The sequence below is a fragment of the Labilithrix luteola genome (genome assembly GCF_001263205.1).
Lineage (GTDB): Bacteria > Myxococcota_A > Polyangia > Polyangiales > Polyangiaceae > Labilithrix > Labilithrix luteola.
Genome location: NZ_CP012333.1, coordinates 1,280,237 through 1,299,273, shown reverse-complemented (window position 1 = coordinate 1,299,273; position 19,037 = coordinate 1,280,237). Strand labels below are relative to the sequence as shown.

The following is a 19,037-nucleotide window of genomic DNA, read 5'->3' as shown; positions in this document are numbered from 1 at the left end:
AGCGTGAACTTCATAGCGTGAACCTCATAGCGTGAACATCAGCACGGCGTTCACCGCCGGCCGCGCGATGAAGGGACCACCTTCGTTTTCGAGGAAGGCGCGCTCTTGGGTCGAAAGACCCAGCGAGTGATGCTGCATCACGAACTCTGCTTTGATCGATGCACCGAAGCCGAGCGGCTGCGGATTGTCGATCACGAGAAACTCGATGCCCGCGCCGTAGTGCCAGGTGTTTGGCAGGAGGTTGTGGAACGGTACGAGCGAGGGCTTGCGAATCCAGGGCGCCGAGGAGGAGAGGGGCGTGCCGTTGACGGTCACGTCTTCGAGGCGGTACCAGCTCAGGCCGTACCCGAGCTTGACGTACGGCTGGAACCTTCCGGGCAAGAAGCTGTAGCGGATGCTTCCTTGCCACTCGTACATGTGGATCCTGCCGCGCAGCTCGGCCGAATCGTTCGTGGGCCTGAGAACGAGATCGGCGCCGACGTTGGCGCCTGCGTATCGGAAGGTGTTCTCGGCGGAGAAGTGATCCGAGAGATAGAAGACCAGCTGGAAGACGGGAGACGTCGGGTTGTCCGCGAACGAGTTGACGGCCTCGACGGTGGCGTTGGGGCCGCCCGGCCCGAGCCCCAGTCGTGAAAAGAGCTCGCTCTGCTGCGGCGTGTTGAAGAAGAGCTGGGGCCAGTCGTTGTCGGACAAGAACTGGGTGGTGACGCCGATGCCGAGACCCACCACGCGACGCGGCGGCGCGTCCTTCGGGTAGTACATCGGCGATTGCGTGTGGGCGAGGGCAAGCAGCGGTGCCGGGAGCAGCTTGAAGACGAGATCGAGCGGCGGAAGGTTCAGCAGCGCGAGCGCCGGGATGTTCGCGAAGCCCCACGAGTTGCGAATCGCGTCGAGCGGCGAGATGGGAAACGTGCGCGGGATGCGATGAGGCAGGTACGTCGAGTAGCCGCTCGTCGCGCCCACGCCGTTCCAGCCTCCATTGAACGTGGGCCCGAACGGTGAGAGGTTTCCCGTGTCGGCATGCGAGACGACACCGGCGAACGGCGAGATGGTTGCCGGGTAGCCCCAATGCACCGGGAGGGTCATCCAGGTCCACTCGCGACGCGATTCGGGATCGTCGCGGATGAGCGGCATCACGCGTTCCCAGTCGGGCAGGACCTCGATGCGCTTCGCATCGTCGAAGCGCGCGACGTTCTCGGGCCACGGCTTCGTCTTGGCGCCGAAGTGTTCGCGCAGGTCGAAGCCCTGATCGATCTCCTCGGCCGAAGCCGCGGGCCCGATGTCCTTGTAGAGTCCACGTAACGGATACGTGCCGTGGGAGTCTCGATTCTTCGAGCCCGGCGCCTGGAGAAGGAGCTCGAGTCCCTTGCTGTCACCGCCGATGAACGCGATGGGGTGCGTGTTGATCTTCGTCTCCGCCTCGTCGAGGAACGCACGCCTGCGGATCTCCTCGAAGATACGCTTCTCTCCTGCGCGGTCGCCGATGGCCTCGGGCAGCTCGTGCTTCCAGTGGTCGCGCGATGCATACGCGTTGGGGTGCGCGTAGTCGAGCGTCATCACGTTGTGATGGAAGTAGTATTCGACGCGCTTGATGACGAGCGGATCGGCGCCGTCGAAGGCGTCGATGGGGCGCCTCAAGAGCTGTTCGAGCTCGCTCGCGTAGAGACCGCGCGTGACGAGCGAACGAGGGGAGACGACGACGTTGACGTGCTCCCAGTCGCCCGCGTGCTTGTTCCCGCCGTCGTTGAACGGATAGAAGAACCAGTACTGCAGAACGAGCTCGTAGGTGTCGACCCTCGAATCCGTGCGGCGGCTGATGAACGGATGCGAGTAGATCTTGGCGAAGTCGCGATACTTCGGCGGCAGCTGGTGGGAGAAGCGCTCGTTGTACTCCTCGTGCCACGTGGTCGGCCCGTCGCCGGGGAAGTCGAAGAAGAGCACCGAGAACGGCTGCCGCTCCGGGTTCATCGTCGCACTCTGCGCCCATTCGCTCATCGTCGAGTCCGGGTCGAACCGCTGCGAGAGCCGCTCGAGGGCGCAGTCATCGGACGTCTCGTCGTCGGCGCAGGTTCCTTGGTCGAGACGCTTGAAGTCGATCGTATTCGTGGCCGTGAGGGTCGCAGGAGAGCGTGCGACGTTCCACGTGTCGATCGTCAGCGGGAAGTCTCGTTGGCTTCGGATGAATCGCTTCCAATCCATCGGTACCGAGGTCGTATTGCGCACCATGAACGGGGAGAACCGGACGGACAGCGCCAAGAGCCACGCGTCGCGACGGTCCTCGATGCCGTTCTTCGGGTTCACGTCGACGTACTCGCTGACCCCCGAGGTGTCGTAGAGCCCGAAGCGTTCGGTCTCCGGCGTTGCGCGTACGATGGATGGGTAGCCGATGGGCACGTAACGGAGGTACGTCTCCCGTGGGACATGCTGCGCCTCGGCGCGGCACGTCGTGGCGAGCGTCGACAGGCCCGCCGCGAGCGTCACGAGGAACCGCCGCGCCTCCACCGCCGACGAAGTTGGGCCTGAGTCCATCTTTCGCAACGCGGCAGGGTGGCGCCCGCTGTGCACGTTGCGCCAATCCGGCGCTTCGCGTGGGCGCCTCCTCGGCGCGGCTAGCGCCAGTCCTTGCGCGCCGCTCGTCATGATCGTCGAGAAAGGGCAGGAAACCAGGTTGCCCGCGCAGCGGCACGACCGTTGCGATGGGCGCGCATCCCATCGCGGAGTCGAACATCATGCGCGTCCTTTCCATCCTCGTTTCGTGTGTCGTCGGGTCGTCGTTGATCATGGCTTGCAGCAGCGGAGTCGTCTCGGGCGGCGGAGACGGAGGCGCCGCCAAGAGCGACGGCAAGACGAGTTCGGGCTCCTCGTCAAACGACTCCACCATCATCACCGACGCCGAGCGTGTGAACGGAAGCTGCCCCTCGTCGCCCTCCAAGCTCACGGGCTCGTCGCCGGACGGCACGTCCTGCTCCACGGTTTCCTCGTGCAAGCCGAAGTGCTGCACGTGCGACGACGGGACGTCCTTCCTCGCAGGCGCTTGCGCCGATGGGGTCTGCGACGCGGACGTCGGATGTGAGCGCTACAAGAGCTCGTTCTGCGGCTCGTCGGGCTCGTCGGGTTCGTCGGGCTCGGGTGGCTCGTCGGGGTCTTCGGGCTCGAGCGGCTCCTCAGGTTCGAGCGGCTCTTCGGCCGGCCTCACGCAGTGTGTCGCGGGGACGTACAGCAGCTGCTCCGGCACGGGCCTCGACTGGACAGGGAGCCTGTGCTGCGTCGCCAGCACGTCGACGTGCACCGAGGGAACGTACAGCAGCTGCTCGGGCACGGGGATGAAGTGGACGGGCTCGCTTTGCTGCCTCGACGGTACCCAGACGTGCGTCGATGGGACGTACAGCAGCTGCTCGGGCACGGGAATGAAGTGGACGGGCTCGGCGTGCTGCCTCGCCGGCGTCGCCACCTGCGTCGCCGGGTCCTACAGCAGCTGCTACGGCACCGGCAAGAAGTGGACGGGCTCGCTTTGCTGCCTCCAGTAGAGGCTCGTCCTCACGGCCGCGCGCCCTGGCGTTCCGCGATGCGCACGGCGATCCCGTCGAGCACGCAGCGGAGGCCGAACTCCCAGCCGTCGCCGGTGTCGTTGCGGAAGGCGCCCTGCTTCACGATGTCGGCGAGGGCCGGGTAGCGATCGCCGTGGGCGAGGAGCATTCGCTCGACCCCTGCTTCCCAGTCATCCCGCGTGACGAGAGAAGGATCTCGCAGCTCTTCGGGCGAAGGCTCCTCTGCATAGCGAGCGATGATCCGCACGTGCCCCGAGAGAACGAGGAGCGCGTCGAAGATCTCCGGTCCGGTGAGCCCGGTATCCGCGAGAGCTTCGACGCCGGCGTTCATCCAGTCGAACTCATTGGGACCGAGCACGCGCAGTCGGTTCGTGACGTCGAGCGCCCACGGGTGCGCGTGGTAGAGCGCCGAGATCTCGCGCGCCCAGCGTTCGAGGCGCGGACGCCAGCCAGGACCGGCCTCGCGGACGTTGGGGGCCTTGCCCATGGCCACGTCGATCATGAGCTCGAGCAGCTCCGCCTTCCCCGGCACGTACCGGTAGAGCGACATGGTCGTGAAGTCGAACTCGCTCGCGATGCGCTGCATCGAGACGGCGGCGAGTCCTTCGGCGTCGGCGATGGCGATGGCGGCGCGTGCAATGCGCTCGACGTCGAGACCGGGCTTCGGACCGCGCCGTCGTCTCTCGTCGTCCCGCCAGAGCAGCGCGACGGAGGGCGAATCTTCGCGAAAGGGCGTGTTTCGCGGCAATTCGTCGGGCGCGGGCGCGCGCCGTGTGCGCGGACGGCTGGTCGGGCGTCGCTTGACCGTCATCGTTTCTGTGTATAGCGTACACAATATCGTGTCCGCGCCGAACACTTTCCCGACGGCCGCGCTCTCGAACGGCGGGAGCATGGGAGCGCGCGCGTGAAGAATCCGACGGTGCTCATTTCCGGGGCCAGCGTCGCCGGCCTCTCGGTGGCCTATTGGCTGCGCAAGCATGGCTTTCGGCCGACGGTCATCGAGCGCGCGCCCGCCATTCGAGAAGGCGGCTACAAGGTCGATCTGCGCGGCGCCGCGATCGAGGTGGCTTCGCGAATGGGGATCCTCGAAGCCATTCGTGGTGCCTGCACGGACATGCAAGGCGCGTCGTTCGTCGACGCCACGGGGAAGACGTTCGCCACCGTGAGCGCCGAGCTCTTCGGTCTCCACGAGTCGGCCGACGTGGAGATCATGCGCGGTACACTCGCGCGCCTTCTGTTCGAACGCGCGCAAGACGGCATCGAGTACGTCTTCGGCGATTCGATCACTGCGATCGTGCAGGGCCCGGAGCGTGTTTGCGTCGTCTTCGAGAAGGGCGAGCCGCGCGATTTCGATCTGGTCATCGGCGCCGACGGCATGCACTCCAACGTGCGCTCGCTCGTCTTCGGCGAGGAGTCGGAGTTCATCCGCGACTTCGGCGCCTACGTTTCGATCTTCACCGTTCCGAATCATCTCGATCTCGATCGATCGGAGCGCGTGTACGTCTCGCCGGGAAAGACCGCCAACGTGTACAGCACGCGTGGTGACAACGAGGCACGCGCTCTCTTTCTCTTCGCGTCCGAGCCCGTCGCGCACGATCGGCGGGACCTCGGCGCGCAGAAGCGAATTCTGCGAGACGTCTTCGGTGGTGAAGCATGGGAGATCCCGCGCCTGCTCGAGGCCATGGAGCGCACGCCGGACTTCTATTTCGATCGCGTGGCGCAGATCCAGATCGACCGCTGGTCGAATGGTCGCGTCGTTCTGCTCGGTGATGCCGGCTATGCGCCGTCGCTCGCCTCGGGGCAGGGCTCGAGCCAGGCGGTGGTTGGTGCGTACGTTCTCGCTGGCGAGCTCGCTGCCGCGGATGGCGATCACGTGCGTGCGTTCGAGAACTACGAGCGTGTGATGCGTGGCTACGTGAACGAGAACCAGGAGCTCGGCCGCGAAGCGATCAAGCACATGATCGTGCGAAGCAAGGAAGGGCTGTGGGTGCAGACGTTGATGCTGCGCGTGCTGCCTCACCTGCCGCAGATGGCTCTCGGCTGGTTCTACTCGCGGTTGAAGCGACGTGTGGAGCAAGCCGCGAATGCGGTCACGATCGAGGACTATGCGAGCGCTCACACGCGCGACGGTGCCGCGACTCGCTGCGCATCGTGAGCGCAAGGACGATCGTTCGTAGCGTTCGTCAACTGGCCAAATTGGCCCGCTCATTCGAGTCAGGCTGAAACTGCACGGCTCTTCATGATCGTTGCTGTGTGACGAACACCGCGTAAATGAAGGGCGTTTGCTACGCGCAATGCGCTGGCACGGTGGCTGCTTTGGAGCATGTCACCGCCATGCCGCTCTCCGAAGGTCAGATTCTCGAAGGCAAGTACTGCATCTCCCGTCTCATCGCAGAAGGGGGAATCGGCGAAGTCTACGAGGGCGTCAACACGCGCATCGGCAAGCGTGTGGCGGTCAAGGTTTTGCGCCCTCAAGCGGCCGGCAACGAGGTCCTCTCGGCGCGCTTCGAGCTCGAGGCGCGCGTTGCAGCCCGAATCACGTCGGCGCACGTCGCCGACGTCTACGATTTCGGCGAGCAAGACACCGGCGAGACCTTCATGGTGAGTGAGTTCCTCGACGGCGAAACGCTCTCGCGACGCCTCGAGCGCGTTCGCACCTTTCCGGATCGCACCCTCGCCGATCTCGCGCTGCAGATTCTCGACGCGCTCGTGGCCGTGCACGAGGCGGGGGTCGTCCATCGCGACCTGAAGCCCGACAACATCGTGCTCACCACGCGCGACAAGCAGGACTTCGTGAAGCTCGTCGACTTCGGGATCTCGAAGCTGCTCGTGCGCGAGAACGAGATTCTCGACGGCGACCCGCTCGAGAGCGGTGACTTCCTGCGCGCGCCCACGCAAGAGGGCGTGATGCTCGGCACGCCGATGTACATGTCGCCCGAGCAGGCGCGCGGAGCCATGCATCTCGTCGACCATCGATCGGACCTCTACTCGCTGGGCGCCATTCTCTACGAGGCTGCCTGTGGAGAGCCGCCGTTCGATGGGCAGAACGTCCAGCAGCTTCTCTTCCGCATCGCGCTCGAGCCGGCGCCGCCGCTCACGGAGCGCATGCCCAACGTCGATCCGATGCTCGCCGAGATCGTGACGAAGGCGATGAGCAAGGAGCTCGACGATCGCTACCCGTCGGCGTCGGCCATGAAGGAGGCGGTGCTGGCCTGGCAGCAAGCGCTCATCGTCGAAAGTGTCTCGTCGCCTTCGCCGCGAACGGTCGTTGCCGTCGGCGCGGCCACGTCCCTCGGCGATACGATGGTCGACAGCGGGCACTCCGTCGCGGTGGATACCGCGTCTTCGAAGGCTTCGCTTCTCGCGTCGCTGACGACCCTGGAGTCCGAACACGTGCGTACGAAGCGTCGCCGTCGCGCATGGCTCGTCGTGCCGGCGGCCGCAGCCATCGTGGCGTTCGCGCTCTCCGGCGTTCGTCAGGCAGCGTTCGCGAGAGCTTCCGGATGGCCGTCGCTCGCGGGCTTCGTGTCCAACGGCCAGCACGACGAGCTCTCGGTGCCGGGCACCGCCACCATCGACTCTGCACTCGAGCCGTCGGCCGAGGCATCGCGCGTCGCGCCCCAGGTGCCGTCGATGCCCGTACCGGTAGTGCATCCGCGCGAGGTTCTCACGCCGACGAGCAAGGCGCCGAGCGCCTCCCTACCACCACGCCCGACGAAGCCAATGCGACCGAACGCTTCGACCCGGCCGCTGCCTGCGCCCATGCACATGCCGACCATGCCGGCTGCGTCGAGTGCTCCCGAGATCGAGCTCGGCCCGGTGCACCGCGGCGAGTCCCCTCCGCACGAGTCGAAGCCGTTGCCCGAACCGGAGGCGCCGGCGGATTCCCCGTCCGACCCATCGTCGGCGGCACCCGAGGCGAAGCCGCAGGAGTTGTCGGCAGCGGATCTCTGACGTCCGAGCGTTCCCCGTGCTGGCGCCATCGCCATGTTCACGGTTCCGTGAACCGCAGTGCACGGAGTCCGGCTTCGTTGCGCGGAGTCCACAGAGGTCCAAGAGGATTGGGCGCAGGTCGAAACACGGTGAATTGCTCTCGATGGCGCGGGCGCCAGTCGTTGGAAGACCAACGCCGGTGCGCGCGGCGCATGTAGGCACGAGCGTTGCTCGAGAGCGCGCCATCATGCGCCTTCACGCGTCAAGCTCCGCCGCTTTCGTTGCTCTCGGACTTCTTGCTTCGTCAACCAACGCGTTCGCCCAAGAGGAATCCAAGCCTGCCGAAGAGCCGGCGCCCGCAACCAGGGCCGCGGCTCCCGCGGCTGCCTACGAGGCGCCTCCCTCGGAATCGACGGCGCCGTACGTCCGCCACGGCTTCACCATGGAGCTCGGAGTCGGCGTCTCTCAGACTTCGCTCTCGAGCGACGTGGGCGATCGCGAGCACTCCAACATCGGGCTCGCGCCACTCTCGCTCAGCATGGGAGGGTTCGTTTCGCCCAAGGTTGCTCTCCTTGGACGCATGGCCGGCACCTCGTTCTTCCGCGACGACGACCACAAGAGGTCGTATCAGACGGTGAGCGGTTTCTATGGCGCCGGGCTCCAGTACTGGCCGAGCGACCGCTTCTTCGTGGGCGGCGGCGTTGGCGCCGCGGTCCTCGCGTCGGATCTCTACCGGCAAGGGTCGCGTGACGTTCGCTACACCGAGGTCGGTTTCGGCGGCAACCTCCGCGCGGGATGGGCGTTCGCGGAATTGGGCAACCACCACGTCTTCACGCTCGCCATCGACACGTTCGCTTCGAAGTTCGAGAAGTCGAGCACGCTGGCTGCCGCGCTCAACTTGAGCTGGCAGTACTTCTGATTGCAATTGTCGAGGTGACGCGCTCGACGCCGGCGATCTCCTCCGAGCAGAGCCGATGTCCGCTCTCGAGAGGGCCGAGATAGGCGCCCTCGTCGTCGCACTCCCAGAGAGAAGCGCTGGGCTGGGAACATCCGATCCCGCAGCGCGCGTGAGGACCCGGATGACTGTGTCGATCGGCAGCGTCGTGGCGTGGCACGTCGGACGCTCCTTCGATCGTCGCCATCCGTACGACGAATTCGACCACCGTGACCCTCACGGTAGAGACTTCGGGTTCGCGCCTCTGGGCGTGCGTTCCGTGCGTGGAGGGTTCGTCCAGATCGGGCCGCAGCTCGCCGCCGAGCGTCCAAGCCGGCGGGTCGCTCGCCGGGAACGATTCGGCGTTGGTCTCGTCGATGAGCTTCTCGATGCGATCGTCCTCGCGGGCCATGACGTCTCCTCCTCGAAGGATCGGAGCGAGCATCGCGCGTGCCAGCGCGAGAGGGCGATCAGGTGTTCTTGCGTGGTCTTCCGATCTCGTACTGCTCGAGGCGACGAATGAGCGTTCGCCGTGACATGCCGAGCAGCTTGGCCGCTTCGCTCTGGTTGCCCGACGTGCTTCGGAGCGCTGCATTGATGCGGTCGCGCTCACGCCGCTCGTCGGAGGAGAGGCCGGGATCGTGGGACTCGGGCCCGGCGCTGAGCGCGCCCTTGAGCACGAGATGCTCCGTGCCGAGCAGAAGCGAGGAGCCGGCGAGGGTCATGGCGCGCTCGATCACGCTCCGCAGCTCGCGCACGTTGCCAGGCCAGTCGTGCGCTTCGAGCGTGGCAATGACCACGGGGTCGATGCGCGGCGGAGTTCGTCCGAGGCGAGTCGCCGTTCGGGTGACGAACGCCTCCGCGAGCGGTCGGATGTCGGTGGGGCGCTCGCGCAGCGGGGGCACCCGAACGGAGATGCCGTCGAGGCGGAAGAAGAGGTCGCCGCGGAACTTCGCCTGGAGGACGAGCGCACGAAGGTCTCGATTCGTCGCGGCGATGACGCGAACGTCGACGTGTTTCGCCTGCGAGCTGCCGAGCGGCATGACCTCGCCCGTCTCGAGTACGCGGAGCAGTTTGGCTTGCGTCGTCATCGACAGCTCGCCGACTTCGTCGAGGAAGATCGTTCCGCCGTCGGCCGCCTCGAAGAGACCTTTCTTCGGTCGATCGGCGCCCGTGAACGCACCCTTCACGTAGCCGAAGAGCTCGCTCTCGAGGATCGTCTCGGGGAGCGCCGCGCAGTTGATGGCGACGAACGGTGCCGACGCACGCTTCGAGCGCTCGTGGATCGCGCGCGCGACGACGTCTTTACCGACACCCGTCTCGCCGAGCACGAGGGCGGAGAGCGGGGCCGCCGCGATCGTGTCGATGGTCTCGAAGAGCTTCTTCATGGGAGGAGAAGCGATGATCGGCGGGAACGTCTCCGACTCGGGCGCTCGTCGCTCGCGGAGATCGACGGTTCGATCGAGCATGAGCACCGCGCGGCCGATCGTGATCGCTCCGCCAAGAGGCACGGGCATGCTCTCGTGCGCCCCCAGCTTCGTTCCGACCACGATGGTGCCGTTTCGGCTTCCGGCATCCTCGATCGTCATCGGAGGGCCGATTCGAACGACGGCGTGCACGCGTGAGACGGATTCGTCGTCGATCACGACCTCGCATTCGTCCGCGCGCCCGATGCGCAGCGTACCTTCGGACGGGACGTCAACGGCAAAGGTCTGACGGGGGCTGACGACGAGGAATCGGAGCGGAGCGTCTTCCCCGGACACCGTGGAGACCGTCTCGACGTTGCTGGCTGTCACGGCCGAACCATACGGCGACATCCCACGTCGGGCCAGTACCCGGGCTACGTTTACGGAACGAAATTGGGTAATCTGAATTCGTGGTACCAGCGACTCCGCGCGTCGTAGGACGCTACGTGATCCATGAGGAGATCGCCGCGGGGGGGATGGCCACGATCCACTACGGACGTCTCCGTGGACCGATTGGGTTCGCGCGAACGGTGGCCATCAAGAGGCTCCACCCTCAATTCGCGAAGGACCCAGCCTTCGTCGCCATGTTCATGGACGAGGCGCGTCTGACGGCGCGCATTCGTCATCCAAATGTCGCGCAAACCCTCGATATCGTGGCACTCGATGGCGAGCTCTTCATCGTCATGGAGTACGTGCATGGCGACTCGCTGGTGCACCTTCTTCGCCTCGATGAGAACGGCGAGGGCACGCGCGTCCCGCTCGGCGTGCTCTCCGCCATCGTGTGTGGAGTGCTCCATGGTCTCCACGCGGCACACCAAGTGACAGGTGACGACGGCAAACCACTTCACCTCGTTCATCGGGATGTCAGCCCTCAGAACGTCATGGTCGGAGCCGATGGCACTTCGCGTGTCATCGACTTCGGGATCGCCAAAGCGCTCGGTCGGGTCTACTCGACACGTGAGGGCGAGGTACGTGGGAAGCTCGCTTACATGGCCCCGGAGCAGGTGACCGGAAAGGAGATCGACTGCCGCACGGATGTGTTTGCGGCGGGCATCCTTCTCTGGGAGTCGCTCACGTCGGAGCGGCTCTTCGGTCGACCGGGCGAGGCCGAGACCCTCGCGGCCGTTCTCCATCGCGAGATCGAACCTCCGAGTGAGCTCAATCCGGACGTGCCGCCCGCCGTCGACGAGATCTGCCTACGCGCGCTCGAGCGAGCGCCGGGCAAGCGATTCCAGACGGCGCACGAGATGGCGGTCGCGCTCGAAGCGAGTCTGCCCGTGGCGAGTCCGCGTCGGGTCGCGGAGTGGGTGGCGGCCCGCGCTGGCGAGGTGCTCGTCGAACGCACGCGATACGTGGCACGGATCGAGACCACCGCTGGCGACACCGAGGACGTCGAACAGCGCGCGACCCCCGCGCCGCTGCCGCCTCCCAGCGAGCGCACGGCGCCGATCGAGACGACCGCGTCCTTGTCGATCGATGCGCCGAAGACGGTTCCGCCTCCCACGCCTCGAAGACGGGGCAGGTGGCTGATCGGAGCAGTCGCCGTCCTGGCCCTCGTCACCGGCTACCTCGTCCGGAGCTCCGTCTCCGGCACGTCGACGGCTCCGCGCGCGGCCGTCGAGCACGTCGCGGTGCCGGTGCCCGTTTCGCCTCCGCCAGCCGCGGCTTCCGTCGTAGCATCACCTGCCGTGACACTTTCGGCTGAAGCCCCGGCACCCGATGCAGGCCGCGCACGGACGGTGGTGGCTGCATCGCATGTCGCGCCGAAAGTATCGAGCGTGGTCCCATCGAGCGCGGGCCCGTCGAGCGCGGCCTCATCGAGCGCGCCTCGTTCGAGCGCGCGCGCCACCCCCACCGCGCCTTGCACGGTTCGCTCCTACATCGACGAGTCCGGCATCACGCACTTCGTCGAGGAGTGCAAGTGAAGCTCGGTGCACTCGCGGCGTTCACGCTCGTCGTGCTCGCCGACACCACGGCCTGGGCCGAACCTTCGACATCGAACGAGTGCTTCTCGGCTCCCGTCGAAGGACAGAAGCTCCGTAGGAAAGGAGCGCTGCTTGCGGCCCGCGAGCAGTTTCGAATCTGTGCGCGCAACAAGTGTCCGAGTGAAGTCGTTCGCGCCTGCTCGCGATGGGAGAGCGAAGTCGATGCCTCGATTCCCACGGTCGTTCTGACGGCTCGTGACGGACACGCCGTCGACGTGCCTGGCGTCTTGGTGGCCATCGATGGTTCGTCCGGAGTGGCTCTCGGCTCGCGCGCGATCGAGCTCGATCCAGGAAGCCATCACTTCGTCTTCTCGCGGCAGGGAAGCGCCGACGTGACGCGTGACGGCGTTCTCTCCGAGGGCGAAAAGAACCGAGCCATCGGCGTGACCTACGAGGTCGCCTCCGCCGCCGTTCAGACGTCGTATCCCGACTCGATCGAGACACGTCCGATACCGGCGACGGCCTGGATCTTCGGAGGCGTGGGCGTCCTGGGCATCGCCGGCTGGGCCACGTTCGGCGCGCTCTACCTGAGCGACCGCGATGCCAAGCACTGCGATATCGGTTGCGACGACGCGCAGAGGAGCAGCGTCGAGCGGAAGGGCACCCTCTCCGAGATCTCGCTCGGCGTCGGTGTGGTGTCGCTCGGTCTCGCGACGGTCTTCTACCTCACCCGCCCGAAGCGCTCGGTCCCCGTGGTGTCCACTCTCGACGTCCGGACCTCACCGGCAGGAACGCCCATGGCGATCTGGTCCGGCCGATTCTGAGCTCACTTCTCATCGGCAGATGAAGTTGTCGTAGCGCATCGACCACGCCGCCATCGGTCCGCCGGTGAAGCCGAGCCCGATGGTCGACCGGAGCGTTCCGGCGTCGAGGTTGGGATCGATACTCGACGTCCCGACGACGACCTTGTCGTCGACCCTGACCTCGAGACGAGGGGCGGGGGTGAAGACGACCGAGACGTCGAAGTGGACCGATTGCCGGTTCGGCACGGTCCCATCGGACGTCTTGGGGAGGTGGGTGGTGTACGTGTCTCGGAACTCGTCGATCGACAGTTTTCCCGCTTGGAGCGTGAAGGCGAGCCGCCAGTACCTGTTGCCGTTCTTCAGCTCGAATGCATAGACCAGAGCCGCGGAGATATCGTCGCCCTGCGTGTCGCGGAAGACGTCGAACGAACACGTCACGTTGCGCGGTCCGTCGGCGAGGTCCTTGAAGAGGAAGGCGTGTGGGAGAGTGGCCTTGAGGCCCACGCTCGCATGCAGGGCGCGCGATGGCGAGGCGTCGACGTCGACGTCGAGGGCGAGGTTCCCTCCGGGGACCACGTCCGTTCCGCTCCACTCGTCCCCGACGCCGCCGTCGTCGAAGTCGTCGCAAAAGAGCGCGCCTGCATTCGTCCCGCAAAAGGGAGGCGCGGCGTCCCGAACGTCGCCGGCTTCGGCTTCGACCAAGACGTCGTGCGTGACGCCCGCATCCTGCGGCTGGCTCGTGGTGTCTTGCGGATCGGTCTGACTCTGTCCGTCTGGATCACGGTCGTGGAGTGGCGCAATCCATCCGCAACCCACGGCGCCGGCAAGCGCGAGGAGGCCCATGAACGCGCGCCCTCGCATCGTCTCGCTTCGTCGCGAGTGCTTTCGGCGCGCCGACCCCGTGGTCACGGAGTGGAAGTATGCGCTGGCTCGCGACGCGAGACTAGAGCGACGAACTCGGTGGCTAGGGTGATGGGATGCACGAGGAGGGAGTGCCCCAGGTGCATGTGTCCGTGCAGGCGAAGGTGCGCTTCTCGCCGTCCTCGCAATCGGCCACGCGCTGCTCGATATCGCCTGGCATGCAGCGATCGCTCGCGATGACCTGGCCTTTGCAGGTCGTCTCGGTCCAGGTGCAGTCGTTGCGGCACGCCGTGATCTTCGTGCCGCAGTAGCCGCAGGCGCTCGCGCTGCTCGTCCCGGGGATGCAGTTGCCGAGACCGAGCTTCTCGTTCCGGCAGGGGCCATAAGCGCCCACCTTGCCGTCGAGGCAGAGAGCGATCTGGATTCCGCACTGCCCGCAGGTGTTCTCGTACTCCTCGCCGACCTTCGTGCAGTCCGAACCCGTGGGTGGTCCGCTCGGACGGGGCGTACCCCAGTCGATGCCGCCCGCGTCCTTGGTTGCCGCGTCTTTGCCTGCGTCGGTCTTGCCTGCGTCGCGCTTGGTCCCGGAGGCATCGGGGATCGTGTGGTCTTCGTCGTTCGGCATCGAGCTGCTGGCGTCGACGGGATAGGCCAGGAGCTCTTCGCCCGTCGCGCAGCCCGACGCGGCCACCGATGCCGAGGCGAACGAAGTCGCGAGAACGAGGACCCCGAGCACGCGTGTCATGGTTCGCGACTGCATGATCAGAGCGCCGTGATGGAGGCTGTGAGCTCGAAGGTCGCGCGCGGGTCGGTGCCGTCGAAGTTGCCGATGTAGACCCACACCGAGCCGTTCGCCGGAACGGTCACGGCGTCGTCATCCATGAGGCAGGCGCGGTAGCTGATGTCGTGGAAGCACGCGAGCTCGGTGCCGGTCAGGCAAGCTTGGCGCGCCGCCGCACTGCTGTCGGGGAGCGTGGCGTACGCCGAGACGAGCACGCTGATGGCTGGCTGACCCGCCGGCTCGCGCACGAAGAGGTCGACCTTCGCGGATTTGGCGTGCGGGTTTCGAACCTCGACGTACGCGTAATAGCTGTCCGTCGCCGTCGAGAGCTTGCACGGCGTGCCGCTCGAAGTAAGGCGCTTGATTTTCGAGTCGAGCTGCGTGAACTGACGCGTCGTCTTCGAGCCGACCGTTTCGCCGAGCACGAGCAGGCGCGTGGCCTCCTCGCACGAGATCGTCGGCGCGGTCCACGCGCAGGTGGCATCGCACTTCCAAGGACGCTTGATGCCGGGCGCGCAGCCCTCGTCACGATTGTCGATGGTCCCTGCCAGGCAGCGCGTGGGGCTCGTGACCTCGCCCTGACAGGCCTCTTCGACCCACTCGCAGGCGTTGTTGCAGGTGCGCTTCGTCGTTCCGCAATAGCCGCAGGCGGCAGTCGTCTCGATGGTGCCAGGCGCGCACGCCTTCGGAGGCTCGTTGCACGCGCCGTAGCCCGTCACGACGTGGCTCGGGCTGCACGAGGCGATCTGCTTTCCGCAGACGCCGCACGCACGCTCGTAGATCTCGCCCACCGAGGTGCACGGCGTGCCGGGGTCACCGGTCGATCCATCGTTGCTCGCATCGCCAACGGAGCCGTCGGCTTTGGCGTCCTTCCCGGCGTCTTTCGTGGTCGTCGGTTCGTCGTCGGACTTCGAAGCGTCGGCGTCGTTCTTCGAACCACCGGCGTCTTTCGTGGACGAGCCGCCCTGTGGCGTCTCCGCCGAGGAGGCTTGGGCGAGGTCATCGTCGCTGCTCGAACAGGCAGCGATGCCGACGAGAGGAGTGGCCGCGATGAAGAGGCTGACGAGGCGGGTCGTGACGGGGCGCATGCGCGTCGCTTCCTTGGCAAGCAGCTCCACGAAGGGGAGCAGAGTGCCTCCTCATTGATTAAATGAAAACGGAAGTCAATTTCAATAAAAGGATGAGCTTGTCGCCGGGCGCGAGTTTTCCGCGGAGAAACCGCGCTACCTCACGGAGTTCGCAGGCACGCTCGCCGGCGTGAGCGCCGAGACCGCGCGGTCGGCCACGATGTGCGAGGTTGCCTCGAGAGCGTCGGCCATCGCGGCAACGAACGAGTCCATGTCGTCGCCGAGCGCCGGACGATCGACGGTGAGCGTCTCCTCGGCGAGCACGTTGCGGTCGCCGTGCAGGAGGATTCGAAGTTGGATGCGCGCGATGTGCATCGGGCCTCGACGAAGCTCGTCGAAGGCGAGCAGGTCGACGTCCAGCGTCGGGGCGCCGCCTTCGAGTGACCGCGTGAGTCCGCGTTCCTCGAAGAGCGTGCGCGAAAGGCTTCGACGCACGAACTCCTCGGGCCGCTCGGTCCACCGGCGCTCTTCGTAGAAGCCTGCTTCGAACGCGGCGTCACGGTGCACGATGCGCTCGCGGAGATGGATCCCCGAGGTGACGCGTCCGATGCGGAGCTTCGGCGCCGGCGGTCTGTCCTGCGTCGGCCCCATCTCCGTGACCTGCGAGGCGGACGTCAGCCGAGGAACGACGCGCTCGGGGGTGTAGTAGCGGATCGGTACCACCGCCGCTTTTTCGAGCAGCGCCGAACCGCACCCGCAGGGGCCGAGGAGCGCGAGGACGAGAACCAGGCGTCTCATGGCGACTTTCCTTTTGCCTGCGAACGCCCTTTGACGAGGATGTCAGGATCGCGATCGAGGGCCTGTGCCAGCGAACGGATCGCCTGGGCGGCCTCACCCACGTCACGCAGCGTGCTCTCGAGCTCGCGCGTCGTTCCGCGGGCGTCGTTTCCGAGCTGCGCGGCGGAATCGGCGGTGCGCTGCGCTGCCGCCAGGATCCCTTCGTTGCCGTCGAACTTCTCGAGCAGCACGTTCAACTTCGCGACGGCGGCTTTCGCCTCGGTCAGCGTCTCGGACGCTCGGTCGCCGAGGTGTGCCTGATCGATATGCAGGATGCTCGAACGAAGGACGGCGAGAACCTCTTCGGCGCGAATGAATGTGCTTGCCGCGTGGTCGCTCACGCCCGCGTCTTCGAACGAGGCGAGGATACGGTTCGCGCGTCCGATGACGACCGTGATGCTGTCGAGCAGTTCGGGAAGCCGCTCGATCGCCTTCTGCACCGAGTCCTCGAGATTCTTCACCAGGCTCGGTGCCGCCGGAATGTAGTTCGCGGGAGGCGGGAAGGGCAGCACGGGAGGCGGAAACACGCGCGGGTCGAAGAAGTCGATCGACACGTACTTCACGCCCGTGATGCCTTGCGACCCGAGCTGCGCGCGAAGGTCGGGCGGTACGAGGAATCGTTTCGTCGGGAAGCCTTCGCCCGTGAGTCCCATGCGCTCGACGTCCTGGACGTTGATTTCCTGGGCGACCTCGACCTGACGATGATCGGGCGCCACCGCGATCTCCGAGACGTGTCCGATCGTGACGCCGCGGAACTTCACCGGCGCCCCGACGTCGAGGCCTTGGACCGACTCGTTGAAGTACGTGTAGTAGACGATCTTCTCTTTGCGCGAGCTCAGGGCTCCGAGCGCGATGGCGGCGGTGACGGCAGCCAAGAACCCGAGGATGACGAAGAGACCGAGCTTGTACTGGTTGGTCGTTGCCGCCATCAGTGTTCCCTCGCGATTCGTTCGGCGACAGCGTCCGGATTGAAGAAATCTCGAACGCGCGGATCGTCGCTGTCCCGCAGCGCGCGCGGGTCGCCGATCGCGATGACGCTTCGGCTCGGCCGATCGAGCATGAGCACGCGATCGGCGATGCGGAAGATGCTGTCGAGCTGGTGCGTCACGACGACGACCGTGAGGCCCAGCGCGCGCGAGAGGGTCAGGATCAGCTCGTCGAGCTCGGCGGACGTGATGGGATCGAGACCGGACGAGGGCTCGTCGAGGAAGACGAGCGAGGGCTCGAGGGCGAGCGCACGGGCGATCGCTGCACGCTTGCGCATGCCGCCGGAGAGCTCGGCGGGCGACTTCTCGGCGGCGGCCTCGAGCCCCACGATGCGAAGCTTCGCGCGGGCGATGGCGCGGATGGCATCGGGCGGAAGGTCGGTCCATTCCTCGAGCGGCAGGGCCACGTTCTCGACGACGTTCATCGAACCGAAAAGAGCGCCGCTCTGGAACATCACTCCGTAGGGCGGGAGGCCGTCGTCGAGATTCGGCGGTCCGTTCCCTGCGACGTCGATTTCACCCGTCTTCACCGGCTCGAGGCCGATCAGGAAGCGGAGCAACGTCGACTTTCCGCTCCCGCTGCCTCCGAGGATGCCGAACACCTCGCCGCGGTTCACGCGAAACGTGATGTTGCGGATGAGAGGAACCTCGCCCCATCCGATCGTCAGCCCCCGCACGTCGAGCATGGGATCCGCCATCGTCAGATCCCCACGACCCGGAAGGCGACGGTCACGAGCGCGTCGATCAGCACGAGCGCGAAGAGAGAGGCGACGACGGTGGCCGTCGTGCGCCTGCCGACGCCTTCTGCACCGCCGGTCGCCGCGAAGCCTTGTTGACAAGCGATGAGCGCGATCGCGAGCGCGAAGATGGCACTCTTGAGGAGGCCTGTCCCGACGTCCATCGGCTCGACCGAGAGCGTGGTCTCGTGCAAGTAACCGCGCACGGACAGATCGAGATCGCTCACCGCGACGAGCATGCCGCCGAGGATCCCCATGAAGTCACCGAGCAGCGTCAACACGGGGACCACGGCCATCAGGGCGATGACGCGAGGGACGACGAGCCAGCCGAACGGACCGAGGCCGAGCGTGCGGAGCGCATCGATCTCTTCGGAGACCTTCATCGAGCCGATCTCGGCGGCGAACGCTGCGCCCGATCGGCCACAGACGATGATGGCGGTCATGAGAGGCGCGAGCTCGCGCGTGTGGGCGATACCCACGAGGTCGGCGACGTACAAGTTCGCGCCGAAGAGCTTGAGCTCCCGCGCGGACTGGAACGCCATGACGAAGCCGATGAGGAAGTTGATGAGCAGGACGATGGGCACGGCGTCGGCGCCGCTCCGCTCGATGAGCCGGATGACGTCTCGCCAGTGGCCCGAGCGCGGGGCACGAACGAGCCGCACGGCAGCGAGGACCATCTCCCCGAAGAAGCCGACGATCTCCTTGGCTTCGTGTCCGACGTGGATCGTCGCGCGTCCGATCTGGGCGACCGTACTCTCGGTCTCGTGTCGATAGAGCGGACACGGCGCCTCGTCGCACATGTAGAGCGACACGATTGGCTCGACGACCTTCGAGGCGCCGGTGACATCCATGTCCACGCCGCGTGCGGCGAGCTCTGCGCGCAGCTCCACGAGAAGGGCCATCGAGCCGCCGTCGGCCTTCGTCACCCCGTCGACGTCGACGATCACTTTGCCTGCCTTCAGGCCGTTCGTGGCCTCGTGGAGCAGGCGCCAGAGCTCGGCGGCGTCTTCGAGACGAAGCTCCCCGGCGAGGCGAATGAGCCCTTCGCCTTCGCGTTCGAAACGAAATGCCGGCTCGCCGCGTTGCTTGTGTGCGCGGCGCCAGCGCATTCCGTGCGCAGACGCGGTCGTCGGGGCCACGAGGGAAAGCACGACCTGGA

17 protein-coding genes are annotated in these 19,037 nt (G+C 66.3%); 6 read left to right on the top strand and 11 right to left on the bottom strand.

From position 1 onward, the window contains the following. Positions 1–24 precede the first annotated feature (24 nt). Positions 25–2,529, bottom strand: coding sequence for a porin family protein (locus AKJ09_RS05835; RefSeq protein ID WP_146646186.1), 2,505 nt, complete (start codon positions 2,527–2,529; stop codon positions 25–27). A 200-nt stretch (positions 2,530–2,729) separates the two neighbouring features. Between AKJ09_RS05835 and AKJ09_RS05830 the strand changes: the two genes are divergently transcribed. Beyond that, entirely contained in the window at positions 2,730–3,527 is a 798-nt protein-coding gene (locus AKJ09_RS05830) for a hypothetical protein (protein ID WP_146646185.1), read from the top strand. Positions 3,528–3,537: 10 nt separating this feature from the next. Here AKJ09_RS05830 and AKJ09_RS05825 read toward each other — a convergent pair whose 3' ends face one another. Further along, positions 3,538–4,359 (bottom strand): TetR/AcrR family transcriptional regulator, encoded by an 822-nt coding sequence (locus AKJ09_RS05825; RefSeq protein WP_169927287.1) that lies wholly within the window; start codon positions 4,357–4,359, stop codon positions 3,538–3,540. A gap of 93 nt (positions 4,360–4,452) precedes the next feature. Between AKJ09_RS05825 and AKJ09_RS05820 the strand changes: the two genes are divergently transcribed. The 3 genes from AKJ09_RS05820 to AKJ09_RS05810 all read left to right on the top strand — a co-directional run bounded on the left by AKJ09_RS05820 (position 4,453) and on the right by AKJ09_RS05810 (position 8,400). Further along, complete coding sequence (locus AKJ09_RS05820; RefSeq protein ID WP_146646183.1) at positions 4,453–5,703, top strand: FAD-dependent monooxygenase; 1,251 nt, start codon at positions 4,453–4,455, stop codon at positions 5,701–5,703. A 179-nt stretch (positions 5,704–5,882) separates the two neighbouring features. After that, positions 5,883–7,502: a serine/threonine-protein kinase gene (locus AKJ09_RS05815; protein WP_169927286.1), complete on the top strand. Its 1,620-nt coding sequence runs from the start codon at positions 5,883–5,885 to the stop codon at positions 7,500–7,502. Positions 7,503–7,728: 226 nt separating this feature from the next. Next, positions 7,729–8,400: a hypothetical protein gene (locus AKJ09_RS05810; RefSeq protein ID WP_146646181.1), complete on the top strand. Its 672-nt coding sequence runs from the start codon at positions 7,729–7,731 to the stop codon at positions 8,398–8,400. Here the strand turns inward: AKJ09_RS05810 and AKJ09_RS05805 are convergent. Then, the gene (locus AKJ09_RS05805; protein WP_146646180.1) at positions 8,375–8,827 is read right to left on the bottom strand and encodes a hypothetical protein; all 453 of its coding nucleotides are present in this window, start codon (positions 8,825–8,827) and stop codon (positions 8,375–8,377) included. The two genes, AKJ09_RS05810 and AKJ09_RS05805, sit on opposite strands and share 26 nt — an antisense overlap. 58 nt (positions 8,828–8,885) lie before the next feature. Next, positions 8,886–10,211 carry a sigma 54-interacting transcriptional regulator gene (locus AKJ09_RS05800; RefSeq protein WP_169927285.1) on the bottom strand — a complete coding sequence of 442 codons (1,326 nt, stop codon included), beginning with the start codon at positions 10,209–10,211 and terminating at the stop codon, positions 8,886–8,888. Between the two features lie 116 nt (positions 10,212–10,327). Between AKJ09_RS05800 and AKJ09_RS05795 the strand changes: the two genes are divergently transcribed. Further along, positions 10,328–11,806, top strand: a complete 1,479-nt coding sequence (locus tag AKJ09_RS05795) for a serine/threonine protein kinase (protein ID WP_146646178.1) — start codon at positions 10,328–10,330, stop codon at positions 11,804–11,806. Next, on the top strand, positions 11,803–12,630 hold the full coding sequence (locus AKJ09_RS05790) for a hypothetical protein (protein ID WP_146646177.1): 828 nt from the start codon (positions 11,803–11,805) through the stop codon (positions 12,628–12,630). The genes AKJ09_RS05795 and AKJ09_RS05790 overlap by 4 nt, the downstream gene beginning before the upstream one ends. A 9-nt stretch (positions 12,631–12,639) precedes the next feature. Here the strand turns inward: AKJ09_RS05790 and AKJ09_RS05785 are convergent, their stop codons facing one another. From AKJ09_RS05785 to AKJ09_RS05755, 7 genes are all read right to left on the bottom strand, one after another. Beyond that, positions 12,640–13,470, bottom strand: a complete 831-nt coding sequence (locus AKJ09_RS05785; protein ID WP_146646176.1) for a hypothetical protein — start codon at positions 13,468–13,470, stop codon at positions 12,640–12,642. A gap of 103 nt (positions 13,471–13,573) precedes the next feature. Beyond that, the gene (locus AKJ09_RS05780) at positions 13,574–14,230 is read right to left on the bottom strand and encodes a hypothetical protein (RefSeq protein ID WP_146646175.1); all 657 of its coding nucleotides are present in this window, start codon (positions 14,228–14,230) and stop codon (positions 13,574–13,576) included. A gap of 2 nt (positions 14,231–14,232) precedes the next feature. Then, positions 14,233–15,339, bottom strand: coding sequence for a hypothetical protein (locus tag AKJ09_RS05775; protein ID WP_146646174.1), 1,107 nt, complete (start codon positions 15,337–15,339; stop codon positions 14,233–14,235). Between the two features lie 135 nt (positions 15,340–15,474). After that, on the bottom strand, positions 15,475–16,116 hold the full coding sequence (locus AKJ09_RS05770) for an ABC-type transport auxiliary lipoprotein family protein (RefSeq protein ID WP_146646173.1): 642 nt from the start codon (positions 16,114–16,116) through the stop codon (positions 15,475–15,477). Next, complete coding sequence (locus AKJ09_RS05765) at positions 16,113–17,084, bottom strand: MlaD family protein (RefSeq protein ID WP_146646172.1); 972 nt, start codon at positions 17,082–17,084, stop codon at positions 16,113–16,115. The genes AKJ09_RS05770 and AKJ09_RS05765 overlap by 4 nt, the downstream gene beginning before the upstream one ends. Beyond that, on the bottom strand, positions 17,084–17,839 hold the full coding sequence (locus AKJ09_RS05760; RefSeq protein WP_205633615.1) for an ABC transporter ATP-binding protein: 756 nt from the start codon (positions 17,837–17,839) through the stop codon (positions 17,084–17,086). The genes AKJ09_RS05765 and AKJ09_RS05760 overlap by 1 nt, the downstream gene beginning before the upstream one ends. 2 nt (positions 17,840–17,841) lie before the next feature. Next, complete coding sequence (locus AKJ09_RS05755; protein WP_205633614.1) at positions 17,842–18,987, bottom strand: ABC transporter permease; 1,146 nt, start codon at positions 18,985–18,987, stop codon at positions 17,842–17,844. Positions 18,988–19,037 lie beyond the last annotated feature (50 nt).